This window comes from Pseudomonas quasicaspiana, from assembly GCF_021147825.1.
Lineage (GTDB): Bacteria > Pseudomonadota > Gammaproteobacteria > Pseudomonadales > Pseudomonadaceae > Aquipseudomonas > Aquipseudomonas quasicaspiana.
The window spans coordinates 16,447-35,989 of record NZ_JAGTPI010000061.1 but is presented as its reverse complement, the minus strand read 5'-3'; the positions used below and the strand labels follow the sequence as shown (position 1 = coordinate 35,989).

General features: G+C 56.1%; 19 protein-coding genes. 6 read left to right on the top strand and 13 right to left on the bottom strand.

Features of this window, described 5'->3' with window-relative positions; genetic code table 11:
* Nucleotides 1-289: 289 nt before the first annotated feature.
* On the bottom strand, nt 290-805 hold the full coding sequence (locus KDX30_RS24785; protein ID WP_231677756.1) for a BRO-N domain-containing protein: 516 nt from the start codon (nt 803-805) through the stop codon (nt 290-292).
* Between the two features lie 491 nt (nt 806-1,296).
* On the opposite strand from KDX30_RS24785, the gene KDX30_RS24780 reads away from it, so the two are divergent.
* Nucleotides 1,297-1,710, top strand: coding sequence for a type II toxin-antitoxin system HicB family antitoxin (locus tag KDX30_RS24780; RefSeq protein ID WP_027902431.1), 414 nt, complete (start codon nt 1,297-1,299; stop codon nt 1,708-1,710).
* Nucleotides 1,711-1,942: 232 nt separating this feature from the next.
* On the opposite strand, the gene KDX30_RS24775 is transcribed toward KDX30_RS24780, so the two are convergent.
* The 3 genes from KDX30_RS24775 to KDX30_RS24765 form a co-directional block, all read right to left on the bottom strand.
* A complete protein-coding gene (locus KDX30_RS24775) occupies nt 1,943-3,058 on the bottom strand; it encodes a D-alanyl-D-alanine carboxypeptidase family protein (protein WP_264760380.1) in 1,116 nt (371 codons plus the stop codon).
* Between the two features lie 168 nt (nt 3,059-3,226).
* A complete protein-coding gene (locus KDX30_RS24770) occupies nt 3,227-4,597 on the bottom strand; it encodes a sensor histidine kinase (RefSeq protein WP_231677754.1) in 1,371 nt (456 codons plus the stop codon).
* A complete protein-coding gene (locus KDX30_RS24765) occupies nt 4,581-5,258 on the bottom strand; it encodes a response regulator transcription factor (protein WP_099268560.1) in 678 nt (225 codons plus the stop codon). Before KDX30_RS24765 ends, KDX30_RS24770 begins: the two co-directional genes overlap by 17 nt.
* Nucleotides 5,259-5,416: 158 nt before the next feature.
* Here KDX30_RS24765 and KDX30_RS24760 point away from each other — a divergent pair, with 158 nt between their 5' ends.
* Nucleotides 5,417-6,208 (top strand): substrate-binding domain-containing protein, encoded by a 792-nt coding sequence (locus KDX30_RS24760; RefSeq protein ID WP_027902427.1) that lies wholly within the window; start codon nt 5,417-5,419, stop codon nt 6,206-6,208.
* A 440-nt stretch (nt 6,209-6,648) separates the two neighbouring features.
* On the opposite strand, the gene KDX30_RS24755 is transcribed toward KDX30_RS24760, so the two are convergent.
* The 4 genes from KDX30_RS24755 to KDX30_RS24740 form a co-directional block, all read right to left on the bottom strand.
* Nucleotides 6,649-7,917, bottom strand: a complete 1,269-nt coding sequence (locus KDX30_RS24755) for an OprD family porin (RefSeq protein ID WP_406643982.1) — start codon at nt 7,915-7,917, stop codon at nt 6,649-6,651.
* A gap of 195 nt (nt 7,918-8,112) precedes the next feature.
* Entirely contained in the window at nt 8,113-9,417 is a 1,305-nt protein-coding gene (locus tag KDX30_RS24750) for a CitMHS family transporter (protein WP_027901657.1), read from the bottom strand.
* 113 nt (nt 9,418-9,530) lie between these two features.
* Entirely contained in the window at nt 9,531-10,841 is a 1,311-nt protein-coding gene (locus tag KDX30_RS24745) for a dicarboxylate/amino acid:cation symporter (protein WP_231677753.1), read from the bottom strand.
* 88 nt (nt 10,842-10,929) lie between these two features.
* Complete coding sequence (locus KDX30_RS24740) at nt 10,930-12,015, bottom strand: 4-oxalomesaconate tautomerase (RefSeq protein WP_027901659.1); 1,086 nt, start codon at nt 12,013-12,015, stop codon at nt 10,930-10,932.
* Nucleotides 12,016-12,183: 168 nt separating this feature from the next.
* Here KDX30_RS24740 and KDX30_RS24735 point away from each other — a divergent pair, with 168 nt between their 5' ends.
* A complete protein-coding gene (locus KDX30_RS24735) occupies nt 12,184-13,074 on the top strand; it encodes a LysR family transcriptional regulator (RefSeq protein WP_027901660.1) in 891 nt (296 codons plus the stop codon).
* 295 nt (nt 13,075-13,369) lie between these two features.
* Here KDX30_RS24735 and KDX30_RS24730 read toward each other — a convergent pair whose 3' ends face one another.
* On the bottom strand, nt 13,370-14,224 hold the full coding sequence (locus KDX30_RS24730; protein ID WP_231677752.1) for a suppressor of fused domain protein: 855 nt from the start codon (nt 14,222-14,224) through the stop codon (nt 13,370-13,372).
* Between the two features lie 642 nt (nt 14,225-14,866).
* Here KDX30_RS24730 and KDX30_RS24725 point away from each other — a divergent pair.
* The 3 genes from KDX30_RS24725 (at nt 14,867) to KDX30_RS24715 (ending at nt 16,863) form a co-directional block, all read left to right on the top strand.
* Nucleotides 14,867-15,688, top strand: coding sequence for an alpha/beta fold hydrolase (locus tag KDX30_RS24725; RefSeq protein WP_231677751.1), 822 nt, complete (start codon nt 14,867-14,869; stop codon nt 15,686-15,688).
* Between the two features lie 562 nt (nt 15,689-16,250).
* Nucleotides 16,251-16,433 carry a type II toxin-antitoxin system HicA family toxin gene (locus KDX30_RS24720; protein ID WP_099268566.1) on the top strand — a complete coding sequence of 61 codons (183 nt, stop codon included), beginning with the start codon at nt 16,251-16,253 and terminating at the stop codon, nt 16,431-16,433.
* A gap of 22 nt (nt 16,434-16,455) precedes the next feature.
* The gene (locus tag KDX30_RS24715; protein WP_231677750.1) at nt 16,456-16,863 is read left to right on the top strand and encodes a type II toxin-antitoxin system HicB family antitoxin; all 408 of its coding nucleotides are present in this window, start codon (nt 16,456-16,458) and stop codon (nt 16,861-16,863) included.
* Nucleotides 16,864-16,922: 59 nt separating this feature from the next.
* Here the strand turns inward: KDX30_RS24715 and KDX30_RS24710 are convergent, their stop codons facing one another.
* From KDX30_RS24710 to KDX30_RS24695, 4 genes are all read right to left on the bottom strand, one after another.
* Nucleotides 16,923-17,417, bottom strand: a complete 495-nt coding sequence (locus KDX30_RS24710) for a lysis system i-spanin subunit Rz (protein WP_231677749.1) — start codon at nt 17,415-17,417, stop codon at nt 16,923-16,925.
* A complete protein-coding gene (locus KDX30_RS24705) occupies nt 17,414-17,851 on the bottom strand; it encodes a cell wall hydrolase (RefSeq protein ID WP_231677748.1) in 438 nt (145 codons plus the stop codon). The genes KDX30_RS24710 and KDX30_RS24705 overlap by 4 nt, the downstream gene beginning before the upstream one ends.
* Nucleotides 17,852-17,939: 88 nt before the next feature.
* Nucleotides 17,940-18,509, bottom strand: a complete 570-nt coding sequence (locus KDX30_RS24700; RefSeq protein ID WP_231677747.1) for a tail fiber assembly protein — start codon at nt 18,507-18,509, stop codon at nt 17,940-17,942.
* Nucleotides 18,510-18,516: 7 nt separating this feature from the next.
* Complete coding sequence (locus KDX30_RS24695; protein WP_231677746.1) at nt 18,517-19,536, bottom strand: phage tail protein; 1,020 nt, start codon at nt 19,534-19,536, stop codon at nt 18,517-18,519.
* Nucleotides 19,537-19,543: the final 7 nt, after the last annotated feature.

The following is a 19,543-nucleotide window of genomic DNA, read 5'->3' as shown; positions in this document are numbered from 1 at the left end:
CGCACCCTTTTCCGTGGGAGCGAATTTATTCGCGAAGGGGTCCGCTCTGCAAAATATTTGCGTCTGACACACCGCTTTCGCGAATGAATTCGCTCCCACAGGGAGTGGCGTCGCAAGGACATGTAAATCCGCCAGCGGGCTATCACACTCAGCATAAGTGCCTGATCGCACCCTTTTCCGTGGGAGCGAATTTATTCGCGAAGGGGTCCGCTCTGCAAAATATTTGCGTCTGACACACCGCTTTCGCGAATGAATTCGCTCCCACTGGTTTGGTGTTTACAACCTCTGATTACATCGACAAAAACCGCGTCGCCCTTCTCCACCACGGGCGTTTCTCGCGGGTTTCGTGCAGCAGGATGTTGGGCATGTCCCGCAGGCGAATCCACGACTCGTCCTGCCAGTGCAGCAGGTTCATCGAGGCACCGTCCCAATCCAGCACGCCGAGGATCGGCCGTTCGGTGCGGCCGGGATTCTGCACGTCACGCAGCACAGGCACGACCTGCAGCGTCAGCCATTCGCGCAGTTCACGATTTTGCGCGGAGGGGTGATAAATCAGTAATGCGTATGCGCCGGACTCGTTGACCATCAAGGTGTCCTGAGTCGAGCCATAGCAGTGCAGCGACAAAGTGCGACACTCGTCACGTCCGAGCTTGCGGGTTTTGCGTTCGTCGATGAACAGGCCCATCAAACGGCCCAGATCGCGGGCACAGAACCAGGCCTGGTTTTCCAGCATGAGCGCGTGGAGCGTGAGGGTTTGGCGGGTGAATAGGGTTGGGATGAAAGGCGTCGTTTCAGTTGTCGGCATCAGTCTATTTCTCTTTGCTGGTTAGACTGCCAGCTACCGTCGCCAAACGGATAGGGTGGCAGTTGTACGCAGGTTGGCGAACCGGAGCAAAGAACCGGCAGACCCGAAAGTCTCCCACGTACAACCGCCATAGCGGATCGCGGGCAATAAATGCCCGCTTCCGAATGGTACACGCTATACATCATTGCTAGCCGGATCGCCAAATCCAGTGCTGAGTTATTCAGCAGCCGCGGAGGTTACGGCGCACGCCCGGTGCCCGGCAAGACAAGAAATGTAAAAACCGGGCGATCGAACCAGCACTGTCCATTGGGGACAAGCAGCACTCGATGCCAATGAGCAGCGCGCATCCCTAAATTCGATTTAGTGGTTATAGTCACCACCATTTCAAGCATTCAACCAATGCCTGGATTGACCAAGACAGCAAGCAGCCTATTGAAGCAGGCCTCGCTTTGGTGAGCGAGGTTCCATCCAGACCCAGGGAGGACTAAACAGTGCTTTATCCCATCGCAATTCTTCCCGGTGATGAGCAGCATGCGTGGGGTGTTGAGGTTCCAGATATTCCCGGCTGTTTCTCTGCCGGTGACGACCTGGACGACGCCATGGCGATGGCTCGCGAAGCCATTGAGGGTCATCTGGAGATTCTGGCTGAGGATGGTTCGGCCATTCCGACCGCTCAGAAAGTAACCGTACACGCGCAAAATCCGGAATACAAAGGCTGCACATGGGCGTTGGTGGACATTGATATCACCAAATACATGGGCAAGTCCGAGAAGCTCAACATCACCCTTCCAGCACACTTGCTGACCCGGATTGATGAATACGTAAAGCATCATCCGGAAGAGAAAAGCCGCTCGGGATTTTTGGCTTCGGCAGCGCTCAGGGTTTTGCATGAAGTGCGAGGTTAAGACGCTAACCGTTACACCAGCGAACCGTTAGGCGCATCGTAAATACCTGACTGCACCGTTTTCTGTAGGAGCTGCCGAAGGCTGCGATCGCGGTGTGTCAGGATAAATGTTTCGCAGCCTTCGGCAGCGCCTACAGAAAATGCATTTCAACCCAGTAGTTTGCATATTGTTAGCGAGGCGGATCGTCAGGTATGCCGCCTCGCCAACAAGTTGCCTTCTACAAAAATAGACTTCAATCCTCTGCGAACCCCGCAAACCACCCGTGAAACAGCAACCGCACCGCATCCGTCCAGCGGGTCCACCAGCTTCCTGCCTCAACACCTTCCAAAGCGATCAACGGCCGGGTTGCCAGTTTCTGCTCGCCATCAAATACGTCAATGCTGCCGACCACTGCGCTTTTATCCACAGGGGCAATCAGCGGGGCATCAATGTGGACGCGGGTTTCAGGTTTGTGCGAGCCCCTGGGGGTCGTCAGCGTAATGTCGTCTAGAACGCCCACGGCAAGGGTGTTTTCTGTGCCCTTCCAGACTCTCGGATGGCTCAACGGCTGAAGCGCTTTCTCGAAGGTCTGGTTCTCATAAAAGCGGAAACCATAGGTCAGGAGTTTCTCGGTATCCGTCGCACGGGCCAGCGTTGAACTTGAGCCGAACACCGCGGTGATCAGGCGCCGACCATCCCGCACGGCAGAGGTGACCATGCAGTAACCCGCCGCCTCGGTGTGCCCGGTCTTGAGGCCGTCAACGGTTTTGTCACGCCAGAGCAGCAAGTTGCGATTGGGTTGTCGAATACCGTTCCAGGTGAAGTGCTTTTTCTTGTACAGCGGGTAGTACGCCGACTCGTCGTTGATGATGGACTGGGCCAGCATCGCCATGTCGTGAGCGGACGAGTAATGGTCCGGCTCTGGCAGGCCTGTCGGGTTGTCGAAATGGGTGTTGCTCAGCCCGAGGGTTTGCGCTGTTTTGTTCATCAAACTGGCGAAGCTGTCGGTACTGCCAGCGATGTGTTCAGCCAGCGCGACGCTGGCGTCGTTGCCAGAGTCGATGACGATGCCTTGCAGCAAGTCATGAACGCTGACGGTGCTGCCTGGATCCAGGAACATCCTGGAGCCTTCGGTGCGCCAGGCGTTTTCGCTGACAGTGACCAGTTCGTCCGGTTTCAATTGCCCGGCCTGAATATCCCGGGTGGCCACGTACACCGTCATCAGCTTCGTCAGGCTGGCAGGAGGAAGACGCTCGTCCGCGTCGTGTTCAACAATGACATGGCCAGTACTGGCGTCCATCAACACCCATGCGCTCGCTGACAATTGGGGCGGAGAAGGAATCATGGCGCCCGGCGTGGGAGCGGCCATGCCGACGTTCGCCCACAGGGCACAAACGGAGATCAGGCTGATCCGCAATAACAGTGGTTTCACAGGAAGCGGGTCCAGATTGGCAGAAGGTCCGCCAAAGTAGGTGATGACCTGCCCTGTCTCAAATTAAGCAAAGTTAAGAAAAGTTTAAGCGCACCAATGCGTTAGTCAGGTTCGCGGACAGTCGATCACAACCCGTGTACCGCCTGAGTCAGAGGCTTGAATCTGCAAGGTAAACGCGTGCAAGCGCACGACCGCAGCCACTAACGAAAGACCGAGCCCGTAACCCGGTTGCTGACGGCTGGCATCGCCGCGATACAACCGGCGCAACACACTTTCCCGTTCGGCTTCGGGGATCCCCGGACCGTCGTCAACCACCTCAATGCGCAGACTGTCGCCCACCACATTGGCCCGCAGACATAGACGTCCGCCCGGCGCGGTGAACTTGATCGCGTTATCCAGCAGATTCGTCAGCGCTTCAAACAGCAGCGCCTGATCACCTTTCATGACGGGTAAATCAGCACCCAGTTCAAGCGCAAGCACCTGACCTTTTTCCTGCGCCATGGGTTCGTAAAACTCGTGGGCCTGGCGCAACAATGCGTCGGGCTGGAATGACGCAAAGGCCAATCGCCGTCGGGTGTCTTCCAGTTCAGAAATCCTCAGCAATCCCTGAAAACGAAACATGATCGCTTCGCTCTCTTCCAGCGCCAGGCTAAGGCTTGATGCATGAGCATCGGTCATGGGCAATTGCTGCAATTGATAAAGCCGCGCACGCAGACGCGTCAACGGCGTGCGCAGGTCGTGGGCAATGCCATCGCAGACGCTTTTGACCTCATGCAGCAGCCGTTCGATATGTTCGAGCATGGTGTTGACGGCGCTGGCCAGCATGTCCAGTTCATCCCGTGCGGGCGACAGGGGCAGCCGCTCTGACAGGTTGCCGGAGACGATCCGCTCGGTACTGCGCTGCAGCCTTTCGACCCGGCGCAATGGCCTGCGTCTGAGTAATTGCCAACCGATCAAACCGGGTATCAACGTCAGAGACAGTCCCCAAAAAAGTGCCTGACCAATGATCCCTGCGACCGCCGAGATGGAACCGCCGTCACGGGCCAGTACCAGTATCCGGCCGTCATTGCGACGCTGCAGAAAGGCGTGACTGCTGCGCGTTTCGCTCACCGTGTCCGCGATTCGCAAACCGCGTTTCAGGTAATGCACACGACCATCGTCCGGCAAGCTGGACCGCAGCTTCAACAGGTTGCCGGCGATGTACTGCCCGTTGCCTTCAAACAACCCATAGGCATCAATGCCGGGAATGGAATACGCCTCACTGCCCTGCAATTCATCAAGCAGGCTGGCGTCATCGATTTTCTGGTAATAGTGCGCGCGCTGCATCAGCGTGCGCTCGGCCACAGTGCCGAGGTAATCGGAGATCTTCCAGTACAGAACGCCGGTAAACACCGCACCCCACGCCACAAAGAACAGTGCGTAAAGGCCGATCAGCCGACTGTTGCTTGAGCGCCAGCGCTCAGTCCTGGGTGCCAAGCACGTACCCCGACCCGCGAATGGTGTGGATCAACGGCGAGCCCGGCCCTTCGATCTTTTTGCGCAAGCGGCCCATGTGCACATCAATGATGTTGGTGCCGGGGTCGAAGTGATAACCCCAGACCTCTTCAAACAACATGGTGCGCGTCACTTGTTGTCCGGCATGGCGCATCAGGTAGGTGAGCAATTTGAATTCGGTGGGGAGCAAGGTGATGCGCTCGCCGGAGCGCGACACGCTGTTCTCGATCAGGTCGAGGGTCAGGTTGCCGACGGTAAGCTGATGGATCTGCGAGTCGGCTGTCGGGCGTCGCAACAGCACTTCCAGACGCGCAACCATTTCGACCATCGAGAACGGTTTGGTCAGGTAATCATCACCACCGCAGCGCAACCCTCTGACGCGCTCGTCAACGTCGGATAACGCGCTGATCATCAATACCGGTGTGCGAATGCCGAGGCTGCGCAATGTGGTGACGATAGTCAGACCATCGAAGTCCGGCAGCATTCGGTCCAGGGTAATCGCGTCATAGCTGCCCGCGATTGCCATGGCCAGCCCGTCACGCCCGGTGCTGGCTCGTTGCACGTCAAAACCATGAGCCTGCAGCTCGGTGGCGATGGATTGTGCGGTCACCTCATCATCTTCGATGACCAGCGCCTGATTCATGATTTTCCCCGCTGACAGTCCGCGTAAGCGGCGTTGAAGAACCGCGAGCCTAGGGAGTTGGCCACGGTGGGTAAACTAAATATTTATTAACGCAGGGTAACTTTTTCAGCGTGGGTGTGGGGTTTAGTGTCGCGTTTTTCTTCAACGAGTCCCCTGCCATGCCACGCTTGCTCACACCCCTCGCCTTTTCATGTGCATTGCTTACAGCCTTCGCGGCCCATGCAGCGCCAGTGCCCACGCCGACCACTCTGACTGTTCTGAGCTCCGGCGGCATCATGGGTGCCGTTCAGGGGATCGCGCCGGACTACGAGAAAGCCACGGGCGTGAAGCTGAACATTGAAGCGTCGCCTTCCATGGGGAAAACACCTCAGGCCATTCCTAACCGGCTGGATCGAAAGGAACCGGCAGACGTTGTGCTGATGGTCGGTTCTGCTCTGGATAAACTTGTCGCGCAGGACCAGGTCGATAAAGCCAGCCGCGTCGATCTGGGCAAATCCTACATCGCCATGGCCGTGCGCAAGGGCGAGACCAAGCCTGATATTTCCACCATGGACGCGTTTCGCAAGGCGCTGCTCGACAGCAAGTCCATCGCTTACTCCGATAGCGCCAGCGGCGTTTACCTCTCGCGCATTCTGTTCCCGAAAATGACCCTTGGCGCTGACTTTACTGCCAAGGCGCGGATGATTCCTGCCGAACCGGTCGGTGCCGTTGTCGCCCGCAAGGAAGCGCAACTTGGCTTTCAGCAGCTCAGTGAACTCAAGCCTGTTGAAGGCATAGACATTGTTGGCCTGATCCCGGATCAAGCGCAGCAGATGACGCTTTATTCGGGTGCCGTTACTCGGTCCACTGAACACGCAAAAGAAGCTCAGGCACTGCTGAAATACATGGCCTCCAAGGAAGGCGCTAAAGCCATTGAAGACAGCGGTTTGAAGCCGGTGACAACCCGGTAAACCGGAAACCTGTAGGAGCGCCACCCCGGTTGCTCCTACGGGGATTGCATTGTGTTCGATTGAAGATCACCCCGTGCCTCTGACACGGCGCTGTCTCGCGGCAAATACGATTCCAGGTGGGACCGAATTCATTCGGGAAGGCGGTGTTAAAGCGATACATAAGCTGCGAATGTATCGGCCCCTTCGCGAATGAATTCGCTCCCACACAGACTGTGTGAAAACGTAGCGAGCGACGGCAAGACAAGGCAAAAACAGGCGAAAAAGCGGAGTCTAGGTGTTCTAAATGAGCATTTTTCGCCTGTTTTTAACGCAGTGTTGCCGAGCGCAGTAGTTTTCACACAGTCTGCACAGGGATTAGGGCTTGCAGACCAACCTAGAATCCCCCACGTAAAACCGTCTCCATACCATGATTCGAATTTTGTTTCGATAAATGGGACCGGTCACCAAAGCGCTATGTCATAGGTGATGTAGATCCGGTTGCTGTCACGGCCTCGGGCAAAGTCCGAGCGGTACACGTAGTTACGCAGTTTCACTCCCAGCCCTTTCAACGTCCCGCCTTGCAGCACATAAGCCAGCTCCGCGTCGCGTTCCCATTCCTTCAATTGCGCAGCGCCCGACTTGCCGTTGTCGCCACTCAGGTAGCGCGTCGAGAATGTCAGACCCGGCACACCTACGCGGGCGAAGTCATAGCCATAGCTGAGCATCCAGGTCTTTTCATCCTCCTCGATGAACTTGCCGATCCCGACGTTGCTGAACGAATACACAGTAGCGCCACTGATATAGGGCAAGCCCGCATCGCCGCTCAAGGTCTGATAACCGCCGCCAAAACTGTGCCCGGCCAGTGCATAGGTCAATTGCCCGCTGAGCATGTCGTTATCGATTTTGCCGCCACGTCCCGTTCCGGCATCGACGCTGTTAAAGTAACGCAGGTCGCTGGTCAGGACGCCGGATCCCAACGGCAAATCATGCTGGATCGATGCAAATTGCTGGCGGTAAAAATTTTCCAGTTCACCGTAGAAGTAACTGAGCTTGATGCTTTTACCGAGTTTGTAATCGCCACCCACGTACGAGAAGTCCGAACCTCGGCCGGTGAATCCGTCGGGAATGATGGAGCGGCTGTCCGACGAATCGCGAAGTTTGAATTGATCCAGGTGACCGCCCGTCAGGGTCAGGTTGTCGATGTCGGTGCTGGTGAATTGAGTGCCCTGGTAGGTCTGAGGCAACAGGCGCGCATCGTTATAAATAAGCACCGGCGTTTTGGGCAACAGCGTGCCGTACTTCAGCGTGGTCTTGGCCAGACGCACTTTCGCCGCCGCGCCGAGACTCGCGAACTCATCGGCCGCACGGCCATCGTCATGCACGGGCAGCAAGCCAGTGCCGCTGCGGCCCTTGCCTGAATCGAGCTTGACGCCCCACAGGCCCAGCGCGTCGATGCCAAAGCCCAATGTGCCTTGAGTAAAACCGGACTGGTAGTCGAGCAGAAAACCCTGCGCCCATTCGGTGCGTTCACTTTTGGCAGTTCTGGCAGCACGAGCGCTCAGGCCGTTTTCGTCACGGAAGTTCTCGTTGAAATAAACGTTGCGCAGTTGCAGCTTCAGCTTGCTGTCTTCGATAAACCCTGCGGCTTCCACACCCGCCCACGGCAACAGGGTCAACAGCGGCGCGCTCTTTATAAAAGTTGTAGTTCCACGCTTGGAAAACATACTCATGCTTAATACTCATTGTTGTTATTGGAGATGCAGTGATCCGCACGCCCTGTTCGGGGCGTGTGGTTGGTTCAGTCATAAGTGGCTGCAAACAGAGTTGTTGTAGGAGCTGCCGAAGGCTGCGAAAGCGGTGTGTCAGGATGATCGCTTTCGCAGCCTTCGGCAGCTCCTACAGAAAATGCATTTCAGTTGTTTAAATCAAACAAACAACGTCAGCGCACCGGTCAGCAGCGCCAGAGCCGTGACCACCAAAGAGGTCAGCACCGCCCACTTCACCGTCGCTTTCTGAAAGTCGCCGATATCGCGGTCGATCATGCCCATCAGCAGCAGCGTCGAAGCCACCAGCGGACTCATCAGATGCACCGGCTGCCCCAGAATCGACGCCCTGGCGATCTCCAGCGGGCTGATGCCATACGCCGCTGCAGCATTGGCGAGGATTGGCACCACGCCGAAGTAGTAAGCATCGTTGGACAATACAAAGGTCAGCGGCATGCTGGTCAGTGCGACCACCAGCGGGAACAGGTGGCCCCACTCCGGCGGAATCCAGGCCACCAGGGTTTGCGCCAGCGCGTCGACCATTTTGGTGCCCGAGAAAATCCCGGCGAAAATACCGGCCGCGAAAACCAGCAGCACCACAGTCATGGCATTGCCGGAGTGGGCCAGGATGCGTTCTTTCTGAATATCCAGTTGCGGATAGTTGATCATCAGCGCCAGCACAAAACCGATCAGGAACAGAACCGCCGAGTGCATCAGGCCCATGACCAAGGCGATCATCACGGCAACAACCAGCGCCAGATTGACGTAGGCCAGCTTGGGACGCTTGTGCGGGGTATCACCGAGAATCGCCTCGATGTAGCAGTTACCGCCGCCACTTTGCAGGTCGACGTTGCCGATACGTTTACGCTCGGCGCGCCCCAGCCAAAAGGCAGTAAAAACTACCCATGCTGCGCCGCCGATCATGGTAGGCAGCAACGGGATGAAGTACTCACCGGCGTCCAGCCCCAGCGCAGCAATGGCTCGTGTGGCCGGGCCGCCCCAGGGAGTCATGCCGCTCATGATACTCAATGAAAGCATCGCCACGATACCGAGGATCATCGGGTTCATGCCGATGCGTTTGTACAGCGGCAGCATCGCCGCGCAGGTGATCATGTAAGTGGTGGTGCCGTCGCCATCAAGGGCCACGGTCAGCGACAACAACGCGGTGCCCACCGCGATTTTCATCGGGTCGCCGTTCACGCGTTTGAGGATCTTGCGAATCAGTGGATCGAACAGTCCGGAATCAATCATCAAGCCAAAAAACAGGATCGCAAACAGCAGCAATGCTGCGGACGGCGCGACCATTTTCAGGCCATCAAGCATCATCTTGCCGGTGGTGCCGCCAAAGCCGCCAATGACTGCAAACACGATCGGAACGATCGTCAACGCCACGATGGGAGACAGACGTTTGGACATGATCAGGTAGGTGAACACCACGACCATGGCGAGGCCAAGGAAGGCAAGCATATGGTTATTCTCTTGTTGTTATTTATGGACAAACGAACGCCGCCGGGCTGGTCGGGCACCGTGTAAACGGTGCTCGACCCGCTCGTACAAAGATCGATTGAATTAAGGGGTGATCAGGTGCGTTCAGCCACCGGCGCAGCGCTCTCCCATGGAGCAACATCGGGGCTGGGCATCGCAGCTTTGCCATCGAGCCTTTGCATCAGGACCTGACGGTCACAGGCGTTCTCCGAGAGAGAAATCACCACGGTGGCGACCGCGTTGCTGGCCAGGCTGGTCAGTGCACGCGCTTCGGACATGAAGCGGTCGATGCCGATCAGCAGCGCCAGGCCCGCCAGGGGAATATCGTGAATAACGGTCAGGGTCGAGGCCAATGCGACAAAACCACTGCCGGTCACGCCCGCCGCACCTTTGGATGACAGCAACATGATCGCCAGCATGGTCAGGGTCTGGGTCATGCTCAGCTCGATGTTGCAGGCCTGAGCGATGAAAACGGCAGCCAGTGACAGGTAAATCGCCGTGCCGTCCAGGTTGAACGAGTACCCGGTTGGAAGCACCAGACCCAACACGCCTTTCTTGCAGCCCAGTGCCTGAAGTTTTTCGAGCATGCGCGGCATGACCGGCTCAGTGGACGAGGTGCCCAGTACCACCAGAAACTCTTCGCGGAAATAACGCAGCAGCTTCCACAGGCTGAAGCCGTTGGCGCGGCAGATACCGCCCAGCACGATAAAGACAAAGAACCCGCAGGCGATGTACAGCGTCATGATCAGCTTGGCCAGCGAGCCCAGCGACGTAATGCCGTACTGGCCAACGGTGAAGGCCAGTGCACCAAAAGCACCGATCGGGGCAAAGCGCATCAGGTACGAGAAAATCTTGAACACCATGTGCGAAGCCGACTCAAGCACATTGAGTACCGGCTTGCCGCGCTCGCCCAGTGACGACAAGGCGAATCCGGACAGCACCGCGATGAACAACACCGGCAACACTTCACCCTTGTTGAACGCACCGATGAAAGTGTCAGGAATGATGTGCATGAAAAAATCGACGACGCCCAGTTTCGCGGCGGACTCGGTGTACTGGCTCAATCCTGCCGTGCTCAACTTGCTCGGGTCGATGTTCATGCCTACGCCCGGCTTGAGCACGTAGACCGCCACCAGGCCGATGAACAGGCTGATCACGGTAAGCACCAGAAACAGCAGCATGGTCTTGCTCATCAATCGCCCGAGCGACCGCTTGTCACTCATCCCGGCAATACCGGTGACGATGGTGCAGAACACCACCGGCGCGATCATCATCTTGATGAGCTTGATGAACGCGTCACCCAGAGGCTTGAGCGCTACGGCTTGTTGCCCCCAGATATGTCCAACCAGGACACCGAGAACCACGGCGCAGATAATCTGAAAGTAGAGCGATTTTGCGATTTTCATGATGCATCACCCATTATTGGTGTTGTTCTGATGCGGTACTGAATTTCATGTCATATCAGGCAGAGCACGGTGTAACTCAAACTAAACTTCAACCCGCCAGGCGTTGCGCGGCAGGCGCATAAACCTCACCGGAAAACAGGCGACGTGCGGTGCGCACAACCGAGGCACGAATCGTTTGCCCGTTTTCCCCCACGTAAGCCAGCGCGACCTGAATCGAGCCGCTCGGGTGTTCGATCCGGACCTGCTGCAAGCGCGGTGACTCGCTGCCAATTCCGAGCAACTTCGCGACCACGGTGCCGTCACTGACGCAAGCAGTGGCCAAGCCGATCGAACCGGTAATGGCCAAAGCCTTATGGCAGTTATGCGGCATGAAGTAACGAACCTTGAGGGTCCCGCCCGCATCGGGCTTCGAAACCAGTACGGGCTTGGGGATCACTTTATCGCTGACATCGCCCAACCCCATCGCCATACCTGCGCGCAGACGCAGGGCTTCGAGTTTGCGCAGGAATTCCTTGTCAGCGTCCAGCTCCGCAGGCGTTTCGTCACCACGTTTACCCAGCAGCGAGGCTTCGATGATGACCATCGGCATTGCCATGTCGATGCAGGTCACCGGCACGCCATCAAGGATGTCAGTCTGTTGACCCGTTGGGAACAGTTTGCCGGTCTTGCTACCCGCTGCATCAAGGAACGTCAGTTGTACGGGGGCTGCCGAACCTGGCACGCCATCGATACTGGTCTGGCCTTCGTAGCTGACCTGACCGCCTGGGGTGTTGACGTCAGCGCAAACGAACGTGCCGGTATTGAGGTTACGAATCCGCACCTGAGTCACGTCACCGCTCGCCTTGACCAACCCCTGCTCCACCGCAAACGGGCCGACAGCGCAGAGCATGTTGCCGCAGTTGGGCGCGGTATCAACACGGCGCTGCGAAACCATGACTTGCACGAACAGGTAATCGACATCGGCGTCTTCGTGGGGCGAAGGGCTGACAATCGCCACCTTGCTGGTCTGTGGACTGCCGCCGCCAATACCGTCGATCTCCAGCTCATGGCCGGAGCCCATCAGTGCCAACAGAAGCTCATCACGCTCAGCAGTGGAGACAGGCAAATCACTGGCAAGAAAAACCGGCCCCTTGGAGGTGCCGCCGCGCATCAGGACGCAGGGAATCGGTTGCATATTTGCAGACTCTTGTTGATCAATTGGGGTAATTGATGTGTTGAACGCAAGAGTCCCACGGATGTTTTGCCTTATCCAATGCAAAGATCGTAGCGATTATTCCACTTTGGTAAATAATAACCTAACCTATGAAACTGCCCATCGCTAACCACTGACAGGAGAATAAAAGTGGAATATGAGCTGCAAGATATCCGATCGTTCGTGAAAATCGCCGAACTGGGTAGTTTCCATGAAGCTGCCGAAGTGCTGCACATTTCTCAACCGGCGTTGACCCGGCGCATAAAGAAGCTCGAACAGGGATTGGGGACGTCGTTGCTGGATCGCACCACCAGGCGGGTCAGCCTGACCAGTGTGGGTCGCGATTTTTTCCCCAAGGCGCGACGTCTACTGGACGATTTTGAAGACTCGATACTGAACATCCGCGAGCTGGCAGAACGGCAAATCGGCCAGGTAACCCTCGCCTGCATTCCTACCGCTGCGTTCTACTTTTTGCCTTCAGTGATTCGCCTGTACAACGAGCGCTATCCGAAAATCCGCATCCGCTTACTGGACCTCAGCGCCAATGAAGGCCTGGAAGCAGTGCTGCGTGGGGAAGCGGATTTCGGCATCAACATGATGAGTGGACAGCATCCGGATATCGAGTTTGTGCCGCTGGTCAAAGAGCCCTTCGTTCTCGCCTGCCGACGAGATCATGAACTGGCAAAACGCGAGTCTGTGTCCTGGATCGAACTCAGCGAATACCGCCTTATTGGTGTGGGAAGATTGAGCGGTAACCGGATGATCCTTGACCATGCGCTGGCGGGTTTGAGCTGGCGGCCCAAATGGTTTTATGAGGTGCAGCATTTGTCGACCTCACTGGGGATGGTCGAAGCTGGTTTGGGCATTTCAGCCATGCCAAGTCTGGCGATGCCGGCCGAAGGTCACCCGACGTTGGTCAGCGTGCCGCTGGTTGATCCAGTGGTCGACAGGACACTGGGCCTGGTATCGCGGCGCGGTGCCTCGCTGTCTCCAGCAGCAGAAAAATTCGTCGCCATGCTGCTGGAGCAGTGGCCGCAGTGATGCCGAGCACGGCTCGGTTAGAGCCCGTAAACAGAAGCACGGCGCTTATCAATAAATGCACTCATCTGATTTGGAATCCTTTTTCTGTAGCAGTGAGCTTGCTCGCGATAGCGTCGGACCAGACGATAATTTTTCAACAGGCCTACCATTGTCGCGAGCAAGCTCACTCCTACAGGGTCCATGTTTGCCGCGAGACAGAGCGGTGTCGTAGACGGTGCGCCCCCCTACAGGAAAAACATTACAAATCAGTTAGTTGTGTGTTTTTGACAGACGCGATCAGCATCGTCACGCAGCTTCACACCACGCTTTCCCGATTAAGACTGCTCTTATGCCCGATACCTGCCGCATTCAGCCGGCCGACAAGATCCAGGCGCGCTCCACCGCCGCCTGAACGCACGTATGCAAGCTCCGAAGCCGTGATTAAAACCACCGGCACCAAACGCACCGGGGACAGTGGCATGTCTTCAAGACGAGTATTGAAATCCGGTTCAGGGGCGCCCAGCAGAACTCCGACCGCATCGTCCTCGGTCACAAAATGCCTGGGCACCTGATCACCGATGTGATGCGAAAGGCTGACCCCGGGCAACTCCAGCGAGAGCACACCGTACTGGTCCAACTGATGAGTAACGCCGCCAGCATTGGCGACTGTTGCCGCAACAGTCTGGATCACTTCAAAGACCCAACTGCGTGTGAAAGGGTCAACGTCTCCCGGCGCGCCATATGCATGCTCGGGAATATCAGATGTCTCCAGAAACAGCTCCATCTCGAAACCATTGCCCATTCCTTCAGGGTCATCAAACGGATCTGACAGACCTTCCGTGGCAAGAATGATGGAGTCGTCGCGTCGGACTATTCGATAAGCCTGACGGGTTGAAGGCCAGTAGGGTCCGCCTGTGAAACTGGGGCTGATGATGTGGGCAATGACATCTTTTTCGACGACACCGACCGATGCCCAGTGACGATCAAGGCACTCTTCGCTCGCTGAACGAGCCGCCATATTCGCAGCGTCGGCTTCAGTCTGGTCGGCCTCGGTTTGAATGGGCTCGTCGAAAGTCGACGGTTCAGTTGGCTGTGCGGGCTGTTTGGCAGACTGAGTGATCTCTGGCTCTGGCTTTTTCATTGAACCGAACAGTTTCTTGAAGAAATTCATGTGCACTCCTTTGGATGGGGATCGCTATTTGGTCCGGGACCAGTGAGGCGAAGCACAAATCCACTCAGTGCCCCTGAAACGCTTGGAACGCGCAAACAAAAGAAGGTTGCGGGGTCAACTGCGGAGGAAACCTGGGCGGTAAAGCTTTACTCCCGTTCCGCACGGTAACGCTACGTCGCAGGCGTACTGCTGCAGCAGACAACAGCACATACGTTACATCGGTATTTCGCAATACGCGCTCAACTCCCCTACTGCCCAATGATGGCGACGGATAAGCCCGGAACTCATGAAGATGCTTTGCATGGGGTCATTGGCACCCATCCGAAACCAGACGTACATCATTGAGGCGACTGCGAATACCAAGTGAGCCGTCGGGTTCTTTCAGGCATTCGTAACTGACTCTATTAACGCTCATAAGTTGAGCTAACGTCTTTAGCTGACTCTCGTGCAATGCCGAGAGCTGGAGGTTCTGTGTCAGATACTCACAACACCCAAACCGATTCTCCAACGAGTTCACGCAGGCAAGTGCTCAAAGTTAGCGCCACAGCGCTGGCCGTAGGCTCACTCTCGGCAATGGCGCTGGGCAGCAACAGCGCCGCTCAAGCGGCCACTTCAGCCCCCACTGGAAAAGGACATAACGACATGACAAGTTTCACGACCAGCGACGGCACTGAAATTTTCTACAAGGATTGGGGCACCGGTCAGCCCATCGTTTTCCACCACGGCTGGCCGCTCAGTTCCGATGAGTGGGATGCGCAGATGCTGTTCTTCCTGTCCAAGGGCTATCGCGTGATCGCTCACGACCGCCGTGGTCATGGTCGCTCGACCCAGACAGCTCACGGCAACGAAATGGACACCTACGCTGCCGACGTATCAGCGCTGGTGACTCACCTGAAACTCAAAGATGCCGTGCATATCGGCCACTCCACAGGCGGCGGTGAAGTCGCTCGCTATGTCGCGCAACACGGCGCTGGCCGCGTGGCCAAAGCGGTATTGATCGGCGCAGTGCCACCGATCATGGTCAAGTCCGAAAAGAATCCGGGCGGTCTGCCGATTGACGTATTCGACGGCTTCCGCGCAGCGCTGGCAGCCAACCGAGCCCAGTTCTACAAGGAAGTGCCGATCCCGTTCTACGGCTATAACCGCGACGGCGCCAAGGTATCCGAAGGCGCCAAAGACAACTGGTGGCGCCAGGGCATGATGGGCGGCGCCAAAGCCCATTACGACTGCATCAAGGCCTTCTCGGAAACCGACTTCACCGAAGACCTGAAAAAAATCACCGTACCGGTGCTGATCATGCACGGCGATGATGACCAGATCGTGCCGATTGCTGATTCAGCCGAGCTGGCTATCAAGCTAGTCAAAAACGGCACGCTGAAAGTCTACAAAGGCTACCCGCACGGTATGTGCACGACGCATCCGGAAGTCATCAACGAAGATCTGTTGGCGTTTATCAAGGGCTGATGGTTCTTGAGTTAAACCCAATGCTGTAGGTGCTCATCGAGGTTACGAGGTGAGCACTTACAGGGTGAAATGCCTGGCTGTATTTCAGGCTATACACCGGGTGCGGATGGATGCCCCTCGCGAACAAGTTCGCTCCTACCCCTATCCAGCGTCATGCGCTCTTTATGGCCAGCCTCGGTAGGACCGAATTCATTCGGGAGGGCTGTATGTCAGGTGATACTCAGCTTGCGGATGTACCGTCCCCTCGCCAACAAGTTCGCTCCTACCCCATCCAGCGTCATGCGCTCTTTCTGGCTCCCTTGCCTCCCGAATTCAAGCCTGCTTTTTCAGCGCAGCAAGCTCACTCATCGTCCAGATCCTGCTGCCATGTGAGGCGGAACGCGCTCATATTCAGACGCACAAAAACAGCGAAATTCCTCAGCCATAAACGAAAGATGAGCATCTTTTCCGGTAGGTTCTTTGCCCATCATTTATTGGATAAACCGCGCTATCAGCATGCTTCACGGACTCAAAAAAAATAGTGTGTACAATACACACCGCGACTAAGCTAAGGGATGAGCCGATGCGCAGCAGAGAGATGATCAAAGCAATCGAGGATGACGGGTGGTATCTGGTCGCTACGAAGGGAAGCCATAGGCAGTACAAACATGCAACCAAACCCGGCAGGGTCACCATTAAGCATCCCGATTCAGATATCCCGATCAAAACGATCAATAGCATCCTGAAACAGTCGGGCCTGAAATGATTCGCGAGATAGGTACGAACATATGAAATTCACAGTCGTCCTGCATAAAGATGCCGATTCTGACTACGGAGTGATAGTCCCGGATGTGCCTGGTTGCTTCTCAGCCGGAAGCTCCGTGATCGAGGCACTGGATAACGTCCAGGAGGCGCTTTCACTTCACTTCGAAGGTCTCGTCGAAGCTGGCCATCCATTGCCGTCGCCTAAGGCCATCGATGTTCATATCGCAAATCCGGATTACGCAGGCGGGATCTGGGCAGTGGTTGAGTTTGACGTGACGCCCTATTTCGGCAAAGCAGTGCGATTCAACGCAACACTCCCAGAGAACTTGTTGATGCGCATTGATGATCGCGTGAAAAACGATCATCGCTATGCATCACGCTCTGGCTTCCTGGCGGCTGCGGCACTTAAGGAATTGCGGTGCGAACACTGAGCCGGCGTTAAGCGCGAATCGCGGCTCTGTGAAGCACGCACAAAAAACACAAGGATCAATTAACCGGCACGCCCCAGACACACCGTCTCAACATACTCCTGCAACGCACTCAATTGGCGGATGGCGTCATCCCCGTCGATGCCGGTATGGAGAATTCTTTCTGCAACCGCCGGGTCAAGTTGGGCTCGACTTTCTTCATCAGGCTGGCCGGTGGCGCGGGTGGCGGTTCGCACTGCGGGGCAGCGGGCGTTGACGTACACCCGCCTAGCACCAGTAGCGACAGCAGCAAGCATGGCATCATTTTTTTCATCGGCGAGGGCCTGTTCCTGTGTATGACGGGTGTCCAGATCAAGCAGCAGCTTCTGGGTTTTCTTACGTGATTCATTGGCGGCGGTGAGCTGGCGGACCTTTTGTCGTTCGGCATCACGTTCCAGTGAAACGACGTCGCGGTCGGCCGTTACAGTGGCCAGTCTTAAAGCCAGGTAAGTACTGGATATCAGCAGCGCGAGGACTATCCAGCCCCAAAGGGGAATCCATTTGAATAATGCACTCATGGCACATCCCTGAAGAAAATGTGACGACCCAGTTTGAGTGTCCGCCTGGCCATCGACGCCCAGGCCGGAGCCTTGAGCAGGGTTGTGGCGTAGTAATGAGTCGCGCCGCCGGTGGGATCAGAGTCCTCACCTGCGATGACCGCCGAAGCAGCCTGCGAAGCCAGCGCGAACTGGGCGACAGGAATAGGTTTCCTGCCGCTCAAAAAGGGATAGTTCGGATCATTACGGTTCCAGCAACTGAACTGATAAGGCGCCCGGCATACCCCCTCATAGCCCTCCCCCCACCAGTCCGGTTTACCGTCATTGTGCAAATCCATTTCCACCCGGTTACGGATGGTCCAGCCGACGGCGATCATCCCCGCCAGGCCTTCACCACGCGCCTCGCCCCAGAGTGTGCGGGCGAGGGTGTCGCGGTCTGTTTCTGTTATTGCCATGGTTTTCTCCGAGCGAAAAAAAACCGCCGGAGCGGGTATTTTTTTTGGGGCTTTAAGTGCACACAAAAAAGCCCCGGCAATGCGGGGCTTATTCAGAATCGAGGGCATCGGGTGGCATCGGCCAATCAACATCAGCCGGGTAACCCGGTTGTTGCTCAATGCGATTCAGAGCAATGCGATAGCGCTTCCAGCTAATGAGCAAAGACTCCTCGGTTTCGGTTGACTCACCCAGATCATGAGCATCCTGTAGAGGTGCGATACGCAATGTAGATAGCCGTAACTTATCATCTCGCGAGGCCAGGACTTCAACCAACTTAGCGTTTGTTAGCGCCTCCTCATCCAAATGCCATCCACCGTCGCGCCAAACATGAAAGGGGTCGGGCCTGGGTTCAGTTGTATAGCCTTCAGGCAAGCTTCCTAACGCTGCCCACTCCACCTGCTCACCACTGGTGGTTTTAAACACCGGGCCACGGAGATCAATCATTGCCTTCACTTTACCGTCTACCAATGCCAGCACGTGACCAACGTCAGGAGTAGATAACGCATCTGCTAGCTCAATCGCATTACTTGGGAGCTGTATTCCGATGCCTGGAACAACAGGCAGCGTCACCGGCCCCGCCAGAATTCCAGCGGGATCAATCAAATAAATTGCAGTCATGAGAACCTCAGATGAGTTTGATGCGGCCGGGATAAGCGATGCTACGCGGACGAGTTTCAACGCCCCCGATGGAAGATGTGTTGTAGTTGATAGAAGCCGCAGGATTCAAACCAACTACCCCCGTCGAACTCAGTCCATAGGTAGTGCTATGTGTATTGCCGTATTTATGTGTATGGGCTTTGATTTCGTCGGCCTTCCAGCTACCACCCAAACGGCCGACATCAACACCACGGTTCTCATCCAGTACACGCAAGAACTCGCCTCGCGCCTCTGGCCCCCTGAACGTCAGAACACCATCACCAGAGGTCCAACTACCTTCATTGCCAGCTCGAGCGGTTTCGGTGGTCAATTGGCCGGACTGCTGGGCGTGATCCCACAACCAAGGCCAATCTACGCGATCAAACAGTGTCCCCGAAATAGCGCCATAACCACCAGACGGGAACCCGGTCGTAGTATCAAAAACTATTCTGCCGAGCGGCGTGGAGTCGTTACGTCCTACGGGCCACCAATTACCCGCCCCGTCGCTGCGCAAGTGCCACCAGTCGCCGGCCCCCATAAGGATCAAAAATGGATAGCCCGCCGCATTCAGGTGCGTATGCAGTTTGATTTTGTCACTACCAGCAGCAAGTACCTTTAGCCTATTTCCGGCGCTGTCTACACGGTGCACGATCACATCTCTAACACCTAGCTCTGGAAGCGAACTGGGTAGAGTAAGGGTTAAAGTCTCCAAACTTGCGTCTATCAACACCAGCCCCAAATCAGAAGACAATAACGCTTTTGACTCAGATACATAACGTAGTACAGGCGCATAACTGGACGAAATCTTGTTTATCGCAACCATCAATTGCGTATTATCGCCTTCATCAGCCTTCAATCCAGCGTTCTCAATAACATTGAGAATCTCCTGAGTCACCGCATTCCCCCAGGAACTGGGAATATAAGTTCCTACTTGACCAGTGGTGACATTTTCATCGACAAACTGACCGTTGACCAGTCCAATGTCTGGCATACTTTTTGGAAAATCCATTACATGT

Excerpts from the sequence above, each read along its gene's own strand:
- KDX30_RS24785 (WP_231677756.1), bottom strand. The coding sequence starts at position 805 with ATGCCGACAACTGAAACGACGCCTTTCATCCCAACCCTATTCACCCGC.
- KDX30_RS24775 (WP_264760380.1), bottom strand. The coding sequence starts at position 3,058 with ATGGCCGCTCCCACGCCGGGCGCCATGATTCCTTCTCCGCCCCAATTG.
- KDX30_RS24765 (WP_099268560.1), bottom strand. The coding sequence starts at position 5,258 with ATGAATCAGGCGCTGGTCATCGAAGATGATGAGGTGACCGCACAATCC.
- KDX30_RS24760 (WP_027902427.1), top strand. The coding sequence starts at position 5,417 with ATGCCACGCTTGCTCACACCCCTCGCCTTTTCATGTGCATTGCTTACA.
- KDX30_RS24755 (WP_406643982.1), bottom strand. The coding sequence starts at position 7,917 with ATGAGTATGTTTTCCAAGCGTGGAACTACAACTTTTATAAAGAGCGCG.
- KDX30_RS24750 (WP_027901657.1), bottom strand. The coding sequence starts at position 9,417 with ATGCTTGCCTTCCTTGGCCTCGCCATGGTCGTGGTGTTCACCTACCTG.
- KDX30_RS24745 (WP_231677753.1), bottom strand. The coding sequence starts at position 10,841 with ATGAAAATCGCAAAATCGCTCTACTTTCAGATTATCTGCGCCGTGGTT.
- KDX30_RS24740 (WP_027901659.1), bottom strand. The coding sequence starts at position 12,015 with ATGCAACCGATTCCCTGCGTCCTGATGCGCGGCGGCACCTCCAAGGGG.
- KDX30_RS24730 (WP_231677752.1), bottom strand. The coding sequence starts at position 14,224 with ATGAATTTCTTCAAGAAACTGTTCGGTTCAATGAAAAAGCCAGAGCCA.
- KDX30_RS24725 (WP_231677751.1), top strand. The coding sequence starts at position 14,867 with ATGACAAGTTTCACGACCAGCGACGGCACTGAAATTTTCTACAAGGAT.
- KDX30_RS24720 (WP_099268566.1), top strand. The coding sequence starts at position 16,251 with ATGCGCAGCAGAGAGATGATCAAAGCAATCGAGGATGACGGGTGGTAT.
- KDX30_RS24715 (WP_231677750.1), top strand. The coding sequence starts at position 16,456 with ATGAAATTCACAGTCGTCCTGCATAAAGATGCCGATTCTGACTACGGA.
- KDX30_RS24710 (WP_231677749.1), bottom strand. The coding sequence starts at position 17,417 with ATGAGTGCATTATTCAAATGGATTCCCCTTTGGGGCTGGATAGTCCTC.
- KDX30_RS24705 (WP_231677748.1), bottom strand. The coding sequence starts at position 17,851 with ATGGCAATAACAGAAACAGACCGCGACACCCTCGCCCGCACACTCTGG.
- KDX30_RS24700 (WP_231677747.1), bottom strand. The coding sequence starts at position 18,509 with ATGACTGCAATTTATTTGATTGATCCCGCTGGAATTCTGGCGGGGCCG.
- KDX30_RS24695 (WP_231677746.1), bottom strand. The coding sequence starts at position 19,536 with ATGGATTTTCCAAAAAGTATGCCAGACATTGGACTGGTCAACGGTCAG.